Here is a 16,724-nt window from a genome sequence, read left to right as displayed (position 1 = left end):
ACTCCAACACCATGGCTATCTTCCTCACCAAGGACAGCAAGGTCATCGTCCAGGGGATGACCGGCGCCACGGGCATGAAGCACACCAAGCTCATGCTGGCCGATGGCACCAACATCGTCGGTGGCGTGAACCCCCGCAAGGCCGGCACGTCGGTCGACTTCGACGGCAATGAGGTTGCGGTCTTCGGCTCCGTCAAGGAAGCGATGGAGAAGACCGGCGCCGACGTGTCCGTCCTCTTCGTGCCGCCGGCCTTCGCGAAGGCCGCCGTCGTCGAGGCGATCGACGCCGAGATCCCGCTCGCCGTCGTGATCACCGAGGGCATCGCCGTCCACGACTCGGCCGCCTTCTGGGCGTACGCCGGCGCGAAGGGCAACAAGACCCGGATCATCGGCCCGAACTGCCCCGGTCTCATCACCCCGGGACAGTCCAACGCCGGCATCATCCCGGGCGACATCACCAAGCCGGGCCGCATCGGTCTCGTGTCGAAGTCGGGCACGCTGACCTACCAGATGATGTACGAGCTCCGTGACATCGGCTTCTCGTCCGCCGTCGGCATCGGTGGCGACCCGGTCATCGGTACGACGCACATCGACGCCCTCGCCGCGTTCGAGGCCGACGCCGACACCGACCTGATCGTCATGATCGGCGAGATCGGCGGCGACGCCGAGGAGCGTGCCGCGGACTACATCGCGAAGAACGTGACGAAGCCGGTCGTCGGTTACGTCGCGGGCTTCACCGCCCCCGAGGGCAAGACGATGGGTCACGCCGGTGCGATCGTGTCGGGTTCCTCCGGCACCGCGCAGGCCAAGAAGGAGGCCCTTGAGGCCGCGGGCGTCAAGGTCGGCAAGACGCCGACCGAGACGGCCGAGCTGGCGCGCGCGATTCTGGCGGGCTAGTTGTAGTTGCGGGCGTAGTTGCGTTCCGCGCAGCCGCGTAGCTACGGGCGGGCCCGTATCCCCTGGCCAGGGGCTACGGGCCCGCCCGCGTTCGGTCAGCGGGCCACCGGGAGAAGGCGGCCGGGGCCGGCCATCGGCTGCGCGCGCAGCATCGCGTGCAGCTCCTCGTCCTCGGGGGTGAGCGCCGGGGGGCCGCCGCGCACCGGGACGCCGCCGACGGCTTCGCCGGGAGCGAGCTCCGGGATGTACCGCGTCGGGGCGGTGACCACGGTGAACGAGGTCGCGCCCACGATCAGGGCGGTGAACATCATCGCCGACCGCGTCCAGAAGCGGGTTTTGCGCTCACTGCCCGTCCGTACGGCGCGGGCCGGGCGCAACCTGGTGTTCGGGCTCGCCTCCGCCAGCTGGGCAAGCCGTTCGTGGAGTACGGCGGACTGCTCGGCGACGGTGCCGGCCCTGGCCAGCTCCGGCAGGCACCGCGCAAGCGTCGCGCGCGCGTTGAGTAGGCGGCGGGCGGCGGCGGGGGTGCTCGCCTCCGTCTCGGCGGCGGTCTCGGGGAGGTCCAGGCCGAGGCCGTCGTAGAGGAGGACGGTGCGGCGGTGCATGGGCGGCAGGGCAAGCAGTGCGTCGAGCAGTGCTCTGCGGCCGGGGTCGACCGGCGGCTCGTCGGGGCGCTTGCGGACGCGGCGCAGGCGGTGCCAGGGGGACATCGCGTACTCGTACGCCGCCGCCCGGATCCAGCCGGCGGGGTCGCGGTCGGTGGCTACCTCGGGCCAGCGCTGCCACGCGAGGTGGAAGGCGTGCTCCACGGCCTCGCGGGAGACGCGGCGGCGGCCGGTGAGGAGGTACGCCTGGCGTTGCATGGCGGGGGCGGCTTGGGCGTACAGGGCGTCGAAAGCCTGGGCGGGGGTCAGGGGGCGCGAGGTGGGGTCCGGGGGTGTGGAGTCCGGGGGTGTGGGCTCATGTGGGGTGGGTTCGGCTGGCGCGGCGTCCGTGGGTGCGGTGGGGAGCGCAGGTGCGGGCGATTGCGGGGGCGTTGGGGTCGGTGCCGCGCCGCGGCGTCTCCTCGGGCGCCGAACGTTCGGCGGGTCGCCTTGTTCGGGCTCGTTGCGTTCGACGCCCTGCGGGGAGCGCCCCGGCGCGTCCCCTCCCGGCACCTCGGCCGGCGACGCGGTGTCGGGTCCGGCCAACAGGGCCGCGTACGCCTGGCGCTTGCGGCCCTTGGGGTGGCTGCGGCCCTGCTCCCACGATCTGACCGTCTCGCGCGTGACGCCCACGGCGGCCGCGACCTGTGCCCGGGTCAGTGATTTCGCCTCGCGCAGCCTGCGGCGCTCCTTGGCGGAGGGCAGGGTCGCGGACGGGGTGGGGTCCGTGCTCTGTCTCATGCGGGTCTCCCCGCAGCGCTACACAAGGCAAAAAAGTACATAAACGTATATTGAGCGACACGGCTGTCATTCGCCTGTTACGCGGGATAAGCGCGTGTCGTTGGCAGCATGGCGGGCGTGACTCAAGACAACGATCGCCGACGGTCTTCGGTACGCGCCGCCTGCTTCGTCCGCGGGGTGATCGCCGCCGGGCTCGGCCTCGGCTCGCTCACCGTCCTGGCGCTCGCGCTGTGGATCAGTTCCCCGTACCGCGACAGCGGGCTCGGCGGGGCGCTGAACGTCGCGGCCGGGCTGTGGCTGCTGGCCCATGGAGCGGAACTCGTCCGGTACGACACGCTGTCCGGCGTGCCCGCGCCGGTCGGAGTGACGCCGATGCTGCTGATGGTGCTGCCCCTGTGGCTCACGCACCGGGCCGCCCGGGACGCGCTGGAGCCCGACGGGGACGGTGATGGGGAGGGGCAGGTGCCGCCGTCTTCGCGGGCGGCCTTCGTGGGAGTCGCGGGTGGGTACCTATTCGTAGGTGCTGCCGCGCTGCTGTACGTGTCCCGGGGGGCGCTGCGGGGCGAGCTGCTGAGCGCGGCCCTGTGGATGCCGCTCGTGGTGGTGTCGGCGGCGGGGGCGGGAGTGTGGACGGCGAACGGGCGTCCGCGCGGGCCGTTGCCGGGCTGGGTGCCGGGGGGCGTGCGGCGGGCTGTTGTGCGCCCCCGGTTCCGCGTCGCGCTCGCGGCGGCCGGGGCGGGGGTCGTGGCGCTGCTGGCGGGGGGTGTGCTGCTGGCGCTGGGGTCGCTGGTGTGGCACGCCGGGTCGGCGCACGGAGCCTTCTCGCAGCTCGCGGGGGCATGGTCGGGTCGGTTCGCGGTGCTCCTGCTGGGGCTGGTGCTCGCGCCGAACGCCGCGGTGTGGGGCGCCGCTTACGGTCTTGGCCCCGGGTTCGCGCTCGGTGCGGGCGCGACGGCGACGCCGCTGGCCGCCGCCGGCGCCCCGGCCCTGCCGCACTTTCCGCTGCTCGCGGCGCTGCCGGTGGGCGGGGGGACGCCCATCTCCTGGGTGGTGCTGGTGGTGCCGGTGGCGGGGGCGGTGGGGGTCGCGTGGTTCACCGTACGAGCGGCCGCGCCCGCCTTCGCCCTACGGGACGAAGCGTGGGGCGCGAAGGAAACCGCCCTGACGGCTGCCCTGGGAGGCGTGGGGTGCGCGGGAGCGCTGACGGTACTGACGCTGCCGGCCGGTGGGGCGCTGGGTGTGGGTGCGCTGTCGGAGTTCGGGCCGGTGTGGTGGCGTACCGGTGGTGCCGCGCTGGCGTGGATGGTGGCTCTGGGGGTGCCGGGGGCGCTGGCCTTGCGGGCCTGGCGGCTGCGAGCCCGCCGACGGGTGTTGAGTGGTCTGTCCTGGGCCTGGCGCCGGACGCCGGGCGAAGGGGTGGCGGCGGGGGAGCGTACGCAGCGGGGGAGGTGGCGGTGGCCTTGGCGTGGGCGTGGCGATGCTGTTCCCGACACTGATGGGCTGCCGCCGGCGGCCGGGTCCGTTCCCGGTGACCTGTTCTCGGACTGGCACGAGAGTGGTGCGCGCGAAGTGCGCTGGGCCGCGATCAGAGAGGCGTCTGGTGGTCTGATGGCCAGCATCGTTGAGGGTTCCGATCACCCCGATCTGCCTGTCGCCGGTCCGAGGGAGGCTGGAGGTGCGACTGTGGACGCGAACGTCACGGGTGGGGCCGGGGAGCGGGCGGCCGACGAACCCGGTGACCCGGATCCGGCGGCCGATGCCTCCAGCGACCCGGACTCGGCGGCGGCGCGGCCACGGACGGGCTCGGTTTGAGCTTGAGCCCGTCCGCGGATTGAGGGCCGGGACTGGGGCGCTACTCCTTTACGCCGAAGACCGGGCGCAGCGTCTCCGGCAGCAGGTCGTTGCACGACACCTGCGCGGACTGCGTCAGCGAGTCCTGCACGCACGTGTAGTAGTCCCGGTACACCAACTGCACGGTGAACGTCGTCGCCACGATCGCCAGTGCCAGCCCAGCCGTCACCAGCCCGCTTACCGCCGCCGTCGTCTGCTGCTTCGAGGGGCCGGGCGCGGGCGTGGCCGGGGTGGGGCTCGTCGGGTCCTGACGCGCGTCCGGTTTGGCCCGCAGCGAGCTGATGCCCCAGTACACGGCCAGCACCCCCAGCAGCAGCGCGAGCTCCGGGAGATCGAAGAGGGAGAAGAAGAACGCCCACATGCCGGAGAGCAGCGCGTAGCGTGCGCGCCGCTGCGTCGGGTCCTTGGGGTCCCAGCGCAGACCGGGGCCGTTGCCGCCCCCCTGGCCGCCCTGCTTCGCGGGGCTGTTCTGGCGCCCGCCCCCGAAGCCGCCGCTCTGGTGGCCCGGCTGGCGCGGGCTCCATCGGCCCTTGGCGGGCTGGGGTGCGTCGGACTGGTCGCCGTCGTCGTCGTTTCCATCGCCGTTGGCCGGTTTGCGCGGCTGCCACGGCTGGTCGGGCTGCCCCTCGGGGGGCGGCGCGAACGGGTTGTCGTCGTCCTGTGGCGACGAGGGCGGCGGGGTCGACGAAGACTTGCGTTCCCGCAGCAGCCACTGAGCACCCGGCTGTCCGGCATACGTCTCGGACTGCGCGAGGCGGAGAGCCGCGCGGCGGCGTCGGTGCGTCATCTGGTGAACGTCTTCCCCTCAGACCCTGTGCGGAGCGGGTCTTGTGTTGTCTGTATCCCGTCCGGAGACGGGTTGTCGCCGCCCGGAGACGGAACCTGTCCCCTGACGCTACCTCCCGGCCCCCCACCCTTGCCGTGGGGGCTGCTCGGTGTGCCGGTATCGTTGCCGACGGTCGGCGCCTTCGTAGAGTTCCCCGTATCGGGGGGCTCGATTCATTCGTACGACCGCACAAGCCGCACCCGCCGTGAGAAGTCGCGAGAACCCGCCAGAACCCGCGAGAAAGAGACCCGCCGTGGCCTCCCCGCCCCCCGCCCGCCGCACACCGGCCCGCATCGTCGTCCTGGTCTCCGGGTCCGGCACCAATCTCCAGGCCCTGATCGACGAGATCGGCACCGATCCCGCCGCGTACGGGGCGCAGATCGTCGCCGTGGGCGCCGACCGGGACGGCATCGCGGGGCTGGAGCGCGCCGAGCGTGCCGGGCTGGCGACCTTCGTCTGCCGGGTCAAGGACCACGCCACCCGCGAGGATTGGGACACCGCGCTGGCCGAGGCCACGGGGGCGTACGCGCCGGATCTGGTCGTCTCGGCCGGGTTCATGAAGATCGTGGGCAAGGAGTTCCTGGCCCGGTTCGGGGGGCGTTTCGTCAATACGCACCCCGCCCTGCTGCCCAGCTTTCCCGGCGCCCACGGAGTGCGCGACGCACTGGCGTACGGCGCCAAGGTCACCGGGTGCACGGTCCACTTCGTCGACGACGGCGTCGACACCGGGCCGATCATCGCGCAGGGCGTGGTCGAGGTCCGGGACGGGGACTACGAAGACGGTGGCGCCGCTCTGCATGAGCGCATCAAGGAAGTCGAGCGACGGCTGCTCGTCGATGTCGTGGGGCGTCTGGCCCGTAACGGCTTTCACATTGAGGGACGGAAGGTAGTTATCCAGTGACCGCCGAAGGTACGAAGCGGCCGATCCGCCGCGCGTTGGTCAGCGTCTACGACAAGACGGATCTTGAGGAGCTGGCCCGCGGCCTGCACGAGGCGGGTGTCACGCTCGTCTCCACCGGCTCGACGGCCGGGAGGATCGCCGCGGCCGGTGTCCCGGTGACCAAGGTCGAGGAGCTGACCGGCTTCCCCGAGTGCCTGGACGGCCGGGTCAAGACCCTGCACCCGCGCGTGCACGCCGGCATCCTCGCCGACCTGCGGCTCGACTCGCACCGCGAGCAGCTCGCGGAGCTGGGCGTCGAGCCCTTCGATCTCGTGGTCGTGAACCTCTACCCGTTCAAGGAGACCGTCGCCTCCGGCGCGACCCCCGACGAGTGCGTCGAGCAGATCGACATCGGCGGCCCGTCGATGGTCCGCGCCGCCGCGAAGAACCACCCGTCGGTCGCCGTGGTCACCAGCCCCGAGCGGTACGCCGACGTGCTGGGCGCGGTCAAGGACGGCGGCTTCGACCTGGCGACGCGCAAGCGGCTCGCGGGCGAGGCCTTCCAGCACACGGCGGCGTACGACGTGGCAGTCGCCTCCTGGTTCGCCGGCGACTACGCGGCTGCCGACGACAGCGGCTTCCCGGACTTCCTCGGTGCGACGTACGAGCGCAAGAGCGTTCTGCGGTACGGCGAGAACCCGCATCAGCCCGCCGCCCTCTACACCTCGGGCTCGGGCGGCCTGGCCGAGGCGGAGCAGCTGCACGGCAAGGAGATGTCGTACAACAACTTCACGGACACCGAGGCCGCGCGCCGGGCGGCGTACGACCAGAGCGAGCCGTGTGTCGCGATCATCAAGCACGCCAACCCGTGCGGCATCGCGGTCGGCGAGGACGTCGCCGAGGCGCACCGCAAGGCGCACGCCTGCGACCCGCTGTCCGCGTTCGGCGGTGTGATCGCCGTCAACCGCCCGGTCTCCGTGGCGATGGCCGAGCAGGTCGCCGAGGTCTTCACCGAGGTCGTCGTGGCGCCGGGCTATGAGGACGGCGCGGTGGAGGTGCTGGCCCGCAAGAAGAACATCCGCGTGCTGACCTGTCCCGACGCCCCGTCCGACCGCGTCGAGGTCAAGGCCATCGATGGTGGTGCGCTGCTTCAGGTGACCGACCGTCTGCAGGCCGAGGGCGACGACCCGTCGACCTGGACGCTCGCGGCCGGCGACGCCCTGTCGCGGGCCGACCTCGCAGAGCTGGCGTTCGCCTGGCGTGCCTGCCGCGCCGTCAAGTCCAACGCGATCCTGCTCGCCAAGGGCGGCGCGTCGGTCGGCGTCGGCATGGGGCAGGTCAACCGGGTGGACTCCGCGAAGCTCGCGGTGGAGCGCGCGGGCGAGGAGCGGGCGCGGGGGGCGTACGCCGCCTCGGACGCGTTCTTCCCGTTCCCGGATGGGCTGGAGATCCTGCTGGCCGTCGGCATCAAGGCCGTGGTGCAGCCGGGCGGTTCGGTCCGCGACGAGCTGGTCGTGGAGGCAGCGAAGAAGGCGGGCGTGACGATGTACTTCACGGGCACGCGCCACTTCTTCCACTGAAGCGAGCGGGCATGCGAGAGGCCGCAACCCCGATGGGGGTTGCGGCCTTCGTCGTTCTCAGGGCTCAGGTCAGTGGGACTTGACGACCACCGAGGAGCAGACCTTGTCCGCGAACGTCTGCTTCTTCTCGTCCCACAGCGGCCACAGCCACCCGATGTAGCACGCGATGCTGTCGAGGAAGTGGGCGAGGCGGCGGACGAACGCCATGCCCACGCCGAGCGGCTGGCCGTCGGCCTCGCGGAGCAGGCGGATGTTCATGGCCTTCTTGCCAATGGTCTGGCCGGTCTTGCCCTCCTTGATCAACTGCCAGATCGCCACGGCGGTCACGGCGAGGAAACCGATGATCGAGAGGATCGCGCCGGTGGAGTCACCCATGGCACTGCCGGCGATGACCAGGATGTACGGAACCATGAGGACGAGGCCGTCGATCAGAAGGCCGAGGAACCGCAGGCCCCAGTGAGCGAACTCGGGCATGGCGCCGTAGGGCGCCTGGCCCGGCTGCTGCTGCGGGTACGCACCGTAGGGCTGGCCCGGCTGCTGGACGGGCGGGGCCTGCGGGTAGCCGTAACCGGGCTGCTGGCCCTGCTGCGGCGGGACGCCCTGGGGGGCCTGCTGCGGGTAGCCGTAACCGGGCTGGCCCTGCGGCGGCTGCTGGGGCTGCTGGCCGTACGGGTTGTTGGGGTCGCCGAAGCTCATTGCGAAGTTCCTCCGTTGGATGTGCGGGGACGGCGCGGTCCGCGCGGAGGAAAGTGGAACTGACAAGCGGTCCGCCCCCCGGCATTGCCCGCGGTACTGCGCGGATCATCGTTGTAGGTGGTCACCATTTTTGTCCAGTCGGATACGCAGCTGTTGTGCAAGTGCAACCTCTGCGGCCTGATGGGAACCGGATGGGAGCCGGATGGGAGCCGGGATGGAACGTGGGATTGGAACCGGGGCGGGTCCATCCGCGAGGATGGGGGCATGACTGCCCAGATTCTCGATGGCAAGGCCACCGCAGCCGCGATCAAGTCCGACCTGACCGCCCGCGTGGCGGACCTCCAAGCCAAGGGCGTCGTTCCCGGGCTGGGCACGCTGCTGGTCGGTGACGACCCCGGCAGCACCTGGTACGTCGCGGGCAAGCACCGCGACTGCGCCCAGGTCGGCATCGCGTCGATCCAGCGCGAACTGCCCGCGACCGCCTCCCAGGAGGAGATCGAGGCGGTGGTGCGCGAGCTGAACGAGAACCCCGAGTGCACGGGTTACATCGTCCAACTCCCCCTCCCCAAGGGCATCGACACCAACCGCGTGCTGGCCCTCATGGACCCCGACAAGGACGCCGACGGCCTGCACCCGATGAGCCTCGGCAAGCTCGTCATCGGTGAGACCGGCCCGCTGCCGTGTACGCCGTTCGGGATCGTCCAGCTGCTCCGCCACCACGGTGTGGAGATCAACGGCGCGAACGTCGTGGTCGTCGGCCGCGGCATCACCATCGGCCGCCCCATGCCGCTGGTGCTGACCCGCAAGTCCGAGAACGCGACCGTCACCCAGTGCCACACCGGCACGCGTGACCTGTCCGCGCACCTCAGGCAGGCGGACATCATCGTCGCCGCCGCCGGCGTGCCGCACCTGATCAAGGCCGAGGACGTGAAGCCGGGCGCGGCCGTCCTCGACGTCGGCGTCAGCCGGGACGAGCATGGCAAGATCGTCGGCGATGTCCACCCGGGCGTCACCGAGGTGGCCGGCTGGGTCGCCCCGAACCCGGGCGGCGTCGGGCCGATGACCCGCGCACAGCTGCTGGTCAACGTTGTCGAGGCGGCGGAACGCGCCGCCGGCGTCGACGCGAGCTGACCGGTAAGCGGGAAGGAAGCGCCACCATGGGTGCTGGTACGAGTCCAAGCGATCGGGCCGCCGCGGACGGCGACAAGGAGCGGGATGCTCCGACCGCACACGGCACGGACGAACCCGAACCCGGCGCCGGGCAGGAGCCTGACGCCGGGCCCGAGACCGAGGCCGGGCAGGAGCAGGAGCCCGAGGCGAAAGGCGCCGTCAGCGCCCCGAGCCCCGAGGGCCCCGTGCGCACCACGCGGCGCTTCCCCCTGTTCACGCGTGACACCGCCCGCCCCGAGGGTGGCGGCCGCGCCGCCTCCGGGGACGCCGCAGCCCCCGTCCGGCAGTGGCCGTTCCTGACCGTGCTCGGCGCGACCGGAACCGGGCTGCTGCTCGTCGCCGTCGACGCGTTCGGGATCGGCCTGCGCATCGGCACGCTGCTCATCGGGCTCGCCCTCATCGCGGGCGCCGTGCTGCGCCGGGTGATCCCGTCTGTGGGCATGCTCGCCGTACGCTCCCGCTTCACCGACATGGTGACGTACAGCCTGCTCGGCACCGTCATCGTGCTGCTCGCACTGATGGCGCAGCCCGAACCGTGGCTGGAGATCCCGTTCCTGGAGGCCGCGGTCCGCTTCACCGTGCGGTAGGCGGGGACGGGCCGCGGCGGGTGGGACACCGTTGCCGGGAACTGACGTCTGGCTTCACGCATTCGAGAAGTGGGAGGAATGACTGCGCCCCGACGGGGCAGGCGGATGTCGTCCCCCCCCCCCCCCCCCCCCCCCCCCCCCCCCCCCCCCCCACGGGTGTACGTAACCCGGCGGACGGCCGCTCGCGCTTCCCCCCCCTGCGCGGGCGGCCGTTGCGGTTCCCGGCCGCGGTGCACTCCCGACGCGCGTTGCACGCCCCCGCATCTGCGCCCCCGCGGCACGCCCCGAAGTACGCGGCATGTGCGCGGCACCACACGGGGTCGGGAGACCGGCGGTGCCGGGGTCCGATAGCCTGACCGCCGGATATCTCTTCACGTCAAGATTCGTATGTCGGGACGTGGCGGGACATCCAGCAAGTAGGGGCAGGGACGCCCCACCGCCAGCTGTCTTACGGAGATCGCCATGACCCGCACTCCCGTGAATGTCACCGTCACCGGCGCGGCCGGCCAGATCGGTTACGCGCTGCTCTTCCGCATCGCCTCCGGCCACCTGCTCGGCGCGGATGTGCCGGTCAAGCTGCGTCTCCTGGAGATCCCGCAGGGCCTGAAGGCCGCCGAGGGCACCGCCATGGAGCTCGACGACTGCGCCTTCCCGTTGCTGCGGGGCATCGAGATCACCGACGACCCCAACGTCGGCTTCGACGGCGCGAACGTCGCCCTCCTCGTCGGCGCCCGCCCCCGTACCAAGGGCATGGAGCGCGGCGACCTGCTGTCCGCCAACGGCGGCATCTTCAAGCCGCAGGGCAAGGCCATCAACGACAACGCCGCGGACGACATCAAGGTCCTCGTCGTCGGCAACCCGGCCAACACCAACGCCCTCATCGCGCAGGCCGCGGCCCCGGACGTACCGGCCGAGCGGTTCACCGCGATGACCCGCCTGGACCACAACCGAGCGCTGTCGCAGCTCGCGAAGAAGACCGGTTCCACGGTCTCCGACATCAAGCGCCTCACGATCTGGGGCAACCACTCGGCGACCCAGTACCCGGACATCTTCCACGCGGAGATCGCCGGCAAGAACGCCGCCGAGGTCGTCAACGACGAGCAGTGGCTCGCCGACACCTTCATCCCGACCGTCGCCAAGCGCGGCGCGGCCATCATCGAGGCCCGCGGCGCGTCCTCGGCCGCCTCGGCCGCCAACGCCGCCATCGACCACGTCCACACGTGGGTCAACGGCACGGCGGACGGCGACTGGATGTCGATGGGTATCCCGTCGGACGGCTCGTACGGCGTCCCCGAGGGCCTCATCTCGTCCTTCCCGGTCACCACGAAGAACGGCAAGTACGAGATCGTCCAGGGCCTGGACATCAACGAGTTCTCCCGCACCCGCATCGACGCGTCGGTGCGCGAGCTGGGCGAGGAGCGCGACGCGGTCCGCGAGCTGGGCCTCATCTGATCCGTACGCGCACGAGCACTGTCGCTGTGGGGCACTACGCCATGTAGTGCCCCACAGCGCTTTGTGCGGTGGGTGAAGGTTTCGTGTACGGGAAGGCCCCCTGCGCGGTCCCCTGTAACCGGCTGGTTAGCGTTTCCGTAGTGCAAGCCGACAGGTGGCCTGCGAAGCCTCCCAGCCCTGCAGCAAGCCATCCGCGCCGATGAAACGCTCGATCCCCTCTCGTGGTGGTCGAAGGGACCTCTGCTCGCGGTAGCGGTGCCCGGAGCGGTGAGCGGCATCTACGACAGTGCGACTGGAGAGTAGGGATGGCTAGGGCGTTTCCCGAAGAATCCGTGAGATGGCCGAGCACGCCCTCAGAGGGATTCCTTCTGCGTCTCGCTGTTTAGGTAGCGGTACGCAGTTGCGAGGACGGCCTTGAACGGGCCCGGAGGCTCCCGGACAGGTGCCGCAACGTGCGGCTGGACAGATCGATCGCGGATCGGTACCACAACCGGCCTGTCCCATCGGCTGGTTGGAAAAGGCTCAGTGAGTGGACTTGCTGGCCCGCGCCGGGGCGTTGTGCTTCTCCGCTAGAATGTAGTACTTCTTATACATGAGCGAGCAGGTACACAATAGGCTGGCGATGGTCCGGGCCGAGCGCGGCGTCTCGCGTCAGGCGCTGGCCGAGGCGGTCGGGGCGCACTATCAGACCATCGGTTACATCGAGCGGGGGCAGTACAACCCGAGCCTCGATCTCGCCCTGAAGATCGCCGAGTTCTTCGCGCTGCCGGTGGAGGCGATGTTCTCCCTCCGGCCGTTCCGGCCGCTCACCGACGAGGTCTACGGGAGGAAGTAGTGATGGGTACTGGCCACGACCAGCGCATGTTCGCGTTGATGAACCGGGAAGAGGGGTCGGCCTTCCACGCCACCGCCGCGCGCCGCCGCATCGTCGTCGGTGCGCACGTCGCTATGACCGTCGCTTCCGTGGTGTGCTGGAACACCGTGGTCTTCGGGGACCGGCAGATGTGGGCCCTGGTCGCCACGCTCGCGCTGCTGTTGCCGTGGTGCGTGGCGACCGGCGTGATCAACAGCGCCACGCGCGGGCTGCTCGAACTCCGCGGCCGGGTCCTCGACGAGCGCCAGCTCGCCGAGCGCGACCGCGCCCGCGCACGCGCGCACCGGCTGACCACCGGGCTGCTGCTGATCGCGGTCCTAGGGGCGGGCGCGGCCGGCTGGTTCGGCGACGTACCGGCCGAGGGGCTGATCGCCCCCGTGCTCGTGGTGCACTGGCTGATGCCGCTGTGGGTGGCGGGACTCATGGTCCGGGACGACCCCAGTGAGGCAATCTCCGAAAGTTGAGGCAGTGGCCGGCAAGCGGTGGGGAGGTTCACCTCATGAGCGCCGCGGAAGCGTAGCCGTTGGGTCTAGGATGTCACCCCTTCACTCATCAACTTGCCCTGTTCGCATGCAAGTTCGCTCAGTCAAGGGGCCACGATGACCCAAACTGCTTTACCCGCCCAGCCCGGCGGACAGGACGATCTGCGCGGGAGAGCCCCGGTGGCGCCCGCCGCCAGTGAGGCGAGCCGGCTGTTGTGTGCCGGGGTTTACCTCGACGAGGGCTTCCGGGACGCCGTCATCGACGAGCTGTACGTACACGAGGAGCGCATCGCCGCCCCGTCGTACGGTTTCGACGCCGCCCGCGTCCTCGCCCACGCGCTGCGGGCGCGGCGCAGCGAACTGGGCTGGGCCGGCGGGGTGCTGGCGCTGTGGGTGTTCGCCATTCTGCTGACCGGGGGCGCGTTCTTCGCGCTGGTCGTGCCGTGCGTTCTGCTCAGCATCGCCGGGTGGGTCCGCGGCAGCCGTCGTCAGGCGCCCCCGGCGCGGGTCATTCCGGCGTTCGCGCTGCGCTGGGGCGGGCGCTACCTGCTGGCCGGGGTTCTCCTGGGGCTCGCCTTCGCCGCTTTCGCCGGGGACGACGAGGGTGATCAGTACGGTGACGCCGGAGGGTACGGCGCAGGGTACGGAGCGGGTGAGCCGGATCTCTTCGATACGGGCGTCATCGGGCCCCTGCAAGACAGCCTGCCCCACGCGACGCCCGGCACCGCCTGGGGAGCCCTGGCCCTGCTCGGCGTCCTCGTCGCCGTCGTCGCCTCGCAGCGCGAGTACTTCGCGCGGATCCTCACTGGCGATCTGTCCCCGCAGCGGTTCCCCAACCATGCCGCCGACCCCGCCGAGCGCGCGTCCGGTCATCGCCTGGACCGGCTGAAGCGGCGCATCAAGGTGGAGCAGCACGCCCCGCTGGTGATGTACAACGCCAACGACCCCTTCTGCGGCGCCGGTGCTCCGTACCGGCCCTGGAACCTGGCCGTCGAGCTGCGCCCCCGCAAGGACGCCACACCCGAGCCCCTCGACAACGCGACGATCCTCGGCCGGATCGTCCCCCTCGTGGAGGCGCTGCGCATCCCCTCGCCGCACGGCTCGCCGCGGCTCGCCGCCGCCGTGCGCGACCGGCTGCGCGAGTTGCAGACCGACGAGTGCGTCTTCCTGCCCGCCTACGCGCTGCTACGCAGGGATCAGGCGCCGTACGACGCCCAGGGATACGAGGCGCACCGGAGCGGGTCCGTGGAGGAGGGCGGGGAGAGCCGCCGGCACTTCCTGCGGATCCGGGTGGGCGGCTGGAGCGAGGAGGTCGTGGTGACGGTCTTCGTACGGGTGCACACCCAGGGCGGGATGCTCATGCTTGAGGTCGCCCCCCACGTGCTGCTGCCCGTGCGGCAGTCGTTCCAGGAGGCCGACCGGATCGCCCACCGGCACCGCAACAACCACTGGTTCGGCAAGGCCGTCTGGGCGATCGCACACACCCCCCGCTCGCTCGGGGACGCGCTCGCGACGCTCGGGCGTGGCGCCGGCAGTGGCTGGAAGCTGCTCACCGGCGGTAACGCCGGCGCGCTGCCCGACGGCCCCGCGCGGTCGGTCCGGGAGCTCGGCTCCGAGTGGGACGCCTCGCTCTTCCAGGACATGGACGTCAACCGCTACCTGAAGAGCATCCAGGACCGGGTGGCCGGTGGGGTGCGGCTGGCGCTGCGCGACGCGGGATGGCAGACCGACGAGTTCGAGCAGAAGATCGTGAACGTCGGGAGCGGCGGGGTCTTCATCGACTCCGCGCAGGGAAGTGCCATTGGTGTGGGTGACGGGAACAGGATCACCACCACCAACAACAACGGCAGCAGTGCCGGCGATGGGGGAGTACGCCGTGGGAACGCCTGAGCAGCACCAGCACCAGCACCAGCCGCCGCAGCCGCAGCCTTCGGTCCAGCTCGGGACCGTGCACAACAGCGCCGTCGGCATCGGCAGCGGCAACACCGTCAGCAACACGAACAACAACACCGGTGTCCCGGCCCGCGACCCCGCCCAGGAGGAGCTGCTCGCCGCCGTGCGGCAGCTCAGGGCGGACCTGGACCGGCTCATCGCCACCGACACCACGACCGTCTTGGACGCGGAGCTCGTCTCCACCGAGGAGGAGATCGAGGCCGAAGGCCGGGCCGCGCCCGGCCGGCTCGCCCGGCTGCGTGACGCGCTCACGGCGGCGGGCCCGAGCGTGGAGGTCCTGGCGTCGGGCGCCGCCGCCGTGGCCGCGGTCGGTGCGCTGCTGGGAGGGTGAAACGAGAGGCGGGCGAGGCACTTCACGCTGGGTGACATCTTTTGACCGCTTCTGCTCTATTACGGTCGTGATGCTGCGCACTTTCGGCCACGTATTGCGCATGGTTCCCGTCCTTAGGGGGAGGGCTTCAGATCGCTGGTTCCAAACCGGCGGTAAATATTTCGGGAACGGAAGGCAAAACGCGACGTGTCGGCACATCAGACCATCCATGTGGGCGGGAAGTGGCAAGCAGCCGCTTCCGGCGCCACACGCGAGATCATCGACCCCGCGGATGCCCAGCCCTTCGCCGTCGTCGCCGAGGGCGGTGCCGCGGACGTCGATGACGCCGTGGCGGCCGCACGTACGGCCTTCGACTCCGGCGAGTGGCCCCGTACTCCCGTCGCCGAGCGCGCGGCCCTGCTGCGCCGCGTCGCCGACCTGCTCCAGCGGGACCGCGAGGAGATCGGGCTCCTGGAGAGCCGCGACGCGGGCAAGACGCTGGAAGAGGGCCGGGTCGACGTCGACTGCGTGAGCGACGCCTTCCGGTACTTCGCCGACCTGGTCGTGGGTGAGAGCGGCGGGCGGGTCGTCGACGCCGGTTCGCCGGAGATCCACAGCGTCGTCGTACACGAGCCCGTCGGTGTCTGTGCGCTCATCGCACCCTGGAACTACCCTCTGTTGCAGGCGAGTTGGAAGATCGCTCCGGCCCTGGCCGCGGGCAACACCTTTGTGATCAAGCCGAGTGAGATCACTCCGCTGACGACGGTCGCGCTCATCGGGCTGCTGGCGGAAGCGGGCCTTCCGGCCGGTGTCGCCAACCTGGTCACCGGCGCGGGCGACCCGGTCGGCGCGCGGATGTCCGAACACCCCGATGTCGACCTCGTGTCGTTCACGGGCGGCCTCGCCAGCGGTACGAAGGTCATGCAGGCCGCCGCCGTCACCGTCAAGAAGGTCGCGCTGGAGCTCGGCGGCAAGAACCCCAACGTCGTCTTCGCCGACGCCTGCGCCACCGATGACGGCTTCGACACCGCCGTCGACCAGGCCCTGAACGCCGCGTTCATCCACAGCGGGCAGGTCTGCTCGGCCGGCTCCCGGCTGATCATCGAGGAGTCGGTGCGGGAGCGGTTCGTTGCCGAGCTCGCGCGCAGGGCCGGCAGGATCCGGCTCGGGCGGGGCACCGAGGACGGGGTGGAGTGCGGGCCGCTCGTCTCCGCGCAGCAGCTGGCGAAGACCGAGATGTACGTCGCCTCCGCGCTGGAGGAGGGCGCGGTGCTGCGCACCGGCGGAGCCCGGCCCGAGGTGAGCGACGTACGGCCGGAGGGCGGGTACTTCTACGCGCCGACCGTGCTCGACGAGTGCCATCGCGAGATGCGGGTCGTACGGGAAGAAGTCTTCGGGCCGGTGCTCACGGTGGAGACCTTCCGCACCGAGGACGAGGCCGTGGCCCTCGCCAACGATACCGAGTACGGGCTGGCCGGCGGGGTCTGGACGGCCGACGCGGGGCGGGCCCGGCGGGTGGCGGGACGGCTGCGGCACGGCACGGTCTGGATCAACGACTTCCATCCCTATCTGCCGCAGGCTGAGTGGGGCGGGTTCGGGAAGTCGGGCATCGGGCGGGAGCTGGGCCCGGCGGGGCTCGCGGAGTATCGCGAAGCGAAGCACGTTTACCAGAATCTGGCGCCGCGGCCGGTGCGGTGGTTCGCGGGCTGAGGGCCCTGGCTGGGGCTCCGCCCCAGACCCCGGTCCTGAGGCGCCGGACGGGCTGATGAGCGCCGCTTGCGG

The 16,724-nt window shown here is 71.2% G+C and carries 15 protein-coding genes; 12 read left to right on the top strand and 3 right to left on the bottom strand.

Going from position 1 to position 16,724, the window contains the following annotated elements:
- Positions 1–11 precede the first annotated feature (11 nt).
- Complete coding sequence (sucD, locus tag ACU6WZ_RS10340; protein ID WP_447032834.1) at positions 12–896, top strand: succinate--CoA ligase subunit alpha; 885 nt, start codon at positions 12–14, stop codon at positions 894–896.
- A 95-nt stretch (positions 897–991) separates the two neighbouring features.
- Here the strand turns inward: sucD and ACU6WZ_RS10335 are convergent, their stop codons facing one another.
- Positions 992–2,281: a helix-turn-helix domain-containing protein gene (locus tag ACU6WZ_RS10335; protein WP_447032832.1), complete on the bottom strand. Its 1,290-nt coding sequence runs from the start codon at positions 2,279–2,281 to the stop codon at positions 992–994.
- 108 nt (positions 2,282–2,389) lie between these two features.
- On the opposite strand from ACU6WZ_RS10335, the gene ACU6WZ_RS10330 reads away from it, so the two are divergent.
- Positions 2,390–4,093: a cell division protein PerM gene (locus tag ACU6WZ_RS10330; protein ID WP_447032831.1), complete on the top strand. Its 1,704-nt coding sequence runs from the start codon at positions 2,390–2,392 to the stop codon at positions 4,091–4,093.
- 40 nt (positions 4,094–4,133) lie between these two features.
- Here ACU6WZ_RS10330 and ACU6WZ_RS10325 read toward each other — a convergent pair whose 3' ends face one another.
- Positions 4,134–4,919 carry a hypothetical protein gene (locus tag ACU6WZ_RS10325; protein WP_447032829.1) on the bottom strand — a complete coding sequence of 262 codons (786 nt, stop codon included), beginning with the start codon at positions 4,917–4,919 and terminating at the stop codon, positions 4,134–4,136.
- Positions 4,920–5,211: 292 nt separating this feature from the next.
- On the opposite strand from ACU6WZ_RS10325, the gene purN reads away from it, so the two are divergent.
- Both purN and purH read left to right on the top strand, forming a co-directional pair.
- Positions 5,212–5,859 carry a phosphoribosylglycinamide formyltransferase gene (gene purN, locus ACU6WZ_RS10320; protein WP_447032827.1) on the top strand — a complete coding sequence of 216 codons (648 nt, stop codon included), beginning with the start codon at positions 5,212–5,214 and terminating at the stop codon, positions 5,857–5,859.
- Positions 5,856–7,418 (top strand): bifunctional phosphoribosylaminoimidazolecarboxamide formyltransferase/IMP cyclohydrolase, encoded by a 1,563-nt coding sequence (gene purH / locus ACU6WZ_RS10315; RefSeq protein WP_447032826.1) that lies wholly within the window; start codon positions 5,856–5,858, stop codon positions 7,416–7,418. Before purN ends, purH begins: the two co-directional genes overlap by 4 nt.
- A gap of 69 nt (positions 7,419–7,487) precedes the next feature.
- Here purH and ACU6WZ_RS10310 read toward each other — a convergent pair whose 3' ends face one another.
- Entirely contained in the window at positions 7,488–8,114 is a 627-nt protein-coding gene (locus ACU6WZ_RS10310) for an RDD family protein (RefSeq protein WP_447032825.1), read from the bottom strand.
- Positions 8,115–8,378: 264 nt separating this feature from the next.
- Between ACU6WZ_RS10310 and ACU6WZ_RS10305 the strand changes: the two genes are divergently transcribed.
- The 8 genes from ACU6WZ_RS10305 to ACU6WZ_RS10270 all read left to right on the top strand — a co-directional run bounded on the left by ACU6WZ_RS10305 (position 8,379) and on the right by ACU6WZ_RS10270 (position 16,652).
- Positions 8,379–9,245, top strand: a complete 867-nt coding sequence (locus ACU6WZ_RS10305; protein WP_447032823.1) for a bifunctional methylenetetrahydrofolate dehydrogenase/methenyltetrahydrofolate cyclohydrolase — start codon at positions 8,379–8,381, stop codon at positions 9,243–9,245.
- Positions 9,246–9,271: 26 nt separating this feature from the next.
- Entirely contained in the window at positions 9,272–9,871 is a 600-nt protein-coding gene (locus ACU6WZ_RS10300; RefSeq protein WP_447032821.1) for a DUF3017 domain-containing protein, read from the top strand.
- A gap of 462 nt (positions 9,872–10,333) precedes the next feature.
- Positions 10,334–11,323, top strand: a complete 990-nt coding sequence (locus ACU6WZ_RS10295; protein WP_447032820.1) for a malate dehydrogenase — start codon at positions 10,334–10,336, stop codon at positions 11,321–11,323.
- A 592-nt stretch (positions 11,324–11,915) separates the two neighbouring features.
- Positions 11,916–12,158, top strand: coding sequence for a helix-turn-helix transcriptional regulator (locus ACU6WZ_RS10290; protein ID WP_447032818.1), 243 nt, complete (start codon positions 11,916–11,918; stop codon positions 12,156–12,158).
- A gap of 2 nt (positions 12,159–12,160) precedes the next feature.
- The gene (locus ACU6WZ_RS10285) at positions 12,161–12,661 is read left to right on the top strand and encodes a hypothetical protein (protein WP_447032817.1); all 501 of its coding nucleotides are present in this window, start codon (positions 12,161–12,163) and stop codon (positions 12,659–12,661) included.
- Positions 12,662–12,796: 135 nt separating this feature from the next.
- The gene (locus ACU6WZ_RS10280; RefSeq protein WP_447032815.1) at positions 12,797–14,569 is read left to right on the top strand and encodes an AbeC-like domain-containing protein; all 1,773 of its coding nucleotides are present in this window, start codon (positions 12,797–12,799) and stop codon (positions 14,567–14,569) included.
- Positions 14,556–14,963, top strand: a complete 408-nt coding sequence (locus ACU6WZ_RS10275; protein ID WP_447032813.1) for a hypothetical protein — start codon at positions 14,556–14,558, stop codon at positions 14,961–14,963. Before ACU6WZ_RS10280 ends, ACU6WZ_RS10275 begins: the two co-directional genes overlap by 14 nt.
- 186 nt (positions 14,964–15,149) lie before the next feature.
- Positions 15,150–16,652 (top strand): aldehyde dehydrogenase family protein, encoded by a 1,503-nt coding sequence (locus ACU6WZ_RS10270; RefSeq protein WP_447032811.1) that lies wholly within the window; start codon positions 15,150–15,152, stop codon positions 16,650–16,652.
- Positions 16,653–16,724 lie beyond the last annotated feature (72 nt).

The organism is Streptomyces hypolithicus, from assembly GCF_052934925.1.
The sequence above is the reverse complement of the archived record's forward strand: the minus strand, read 5'-3'. Positions and strand labels throughout refer to the sequence as shown.

Excerpts from the sequence above, each read along its gene's own strand:
- ACU6WZ_RS10295 (WP_447032820.1), top strand. The coding sequence starts at position 10,334 with ATGACCCGCACTCCCGTGAATGTCACCGTCACCGGCGCGGCCGGCCAG.
- ACU6WZ_RS10300 (WP_447032821.1), top strand. The coding sequence starts at position 9,272 with ATGGGTGCTGGTACGAGTCCAAGCGATCGGGCCGCCGCGGACGGCGAC.
- ACU6WZ_RS10305 (WP_447032823.1), top strand. The coding sequence starts at position 8,379 with ATGACTGCCCAGATTCTCGATGGCAAGGCCACCGCAGCCGCGATCAAG.
- ACU6WZ_RS10290 (WP_447032818.1), top strand. The coding sequence starts at position 11,916 with ATGAGCGAGCAGGTACACAATAGGCTGGCGATGGTCCGGGCCGAGCGC.
- sucD (WP_447032834.1), top strand. The coding sequence starts at position 12 with ATGGCTATCTTCCTCACCAAGGACAGCAAGGTCATCGTCCAGGGGATG.
- ACU6WZ_RS10280 (WP_447032815.1), top strand. The coding sequence starts at position 12,797 with ATGACCCAAACTGCTTTACCCGCCCAGCCCGGCGGACAGGACGATCTG.
- ACU6WZ_RS10330 (WP_447032831.1), top strand. The coding sequence starts at position 2,390 with ATGGCGGGCGTGACTCAAGACAACGATCGCCGACGGTCTTCGGTACGC.
- ACU6WZ_RS10335 (WP_447032832.1), bottom strand. The coding sequence starts at position 2,281 with ATGAGACAGAGCACGGACCCCACCCCGTCCGCGACCCTGCCCTCCGCC.
- ACU6WZ_RS10310 (WP_447032825.1), bottom strand. The coding sequence starts at position 8,114 with ATGAGCTTCGGCGACCCCAACAACCCGTACGGCCAGCAGCCCCAGCAG.
- ACU6WZ_RS10325 (WP_447032829.1), bottom strand. The coding sequence starts at position 4,919 with ATGACGCACCGACGCCGCCGCGCGGCTCTCCGCCTCGCGCAGTCCGAG.
- ACU6WZ_RS10285 (WP_447032817.1), top strand. The coding sequence starts at position 12,161 with ATGGGTACTGGCCACGACCAGCGCATGTTCGCGTTGATGAACCGGGAA.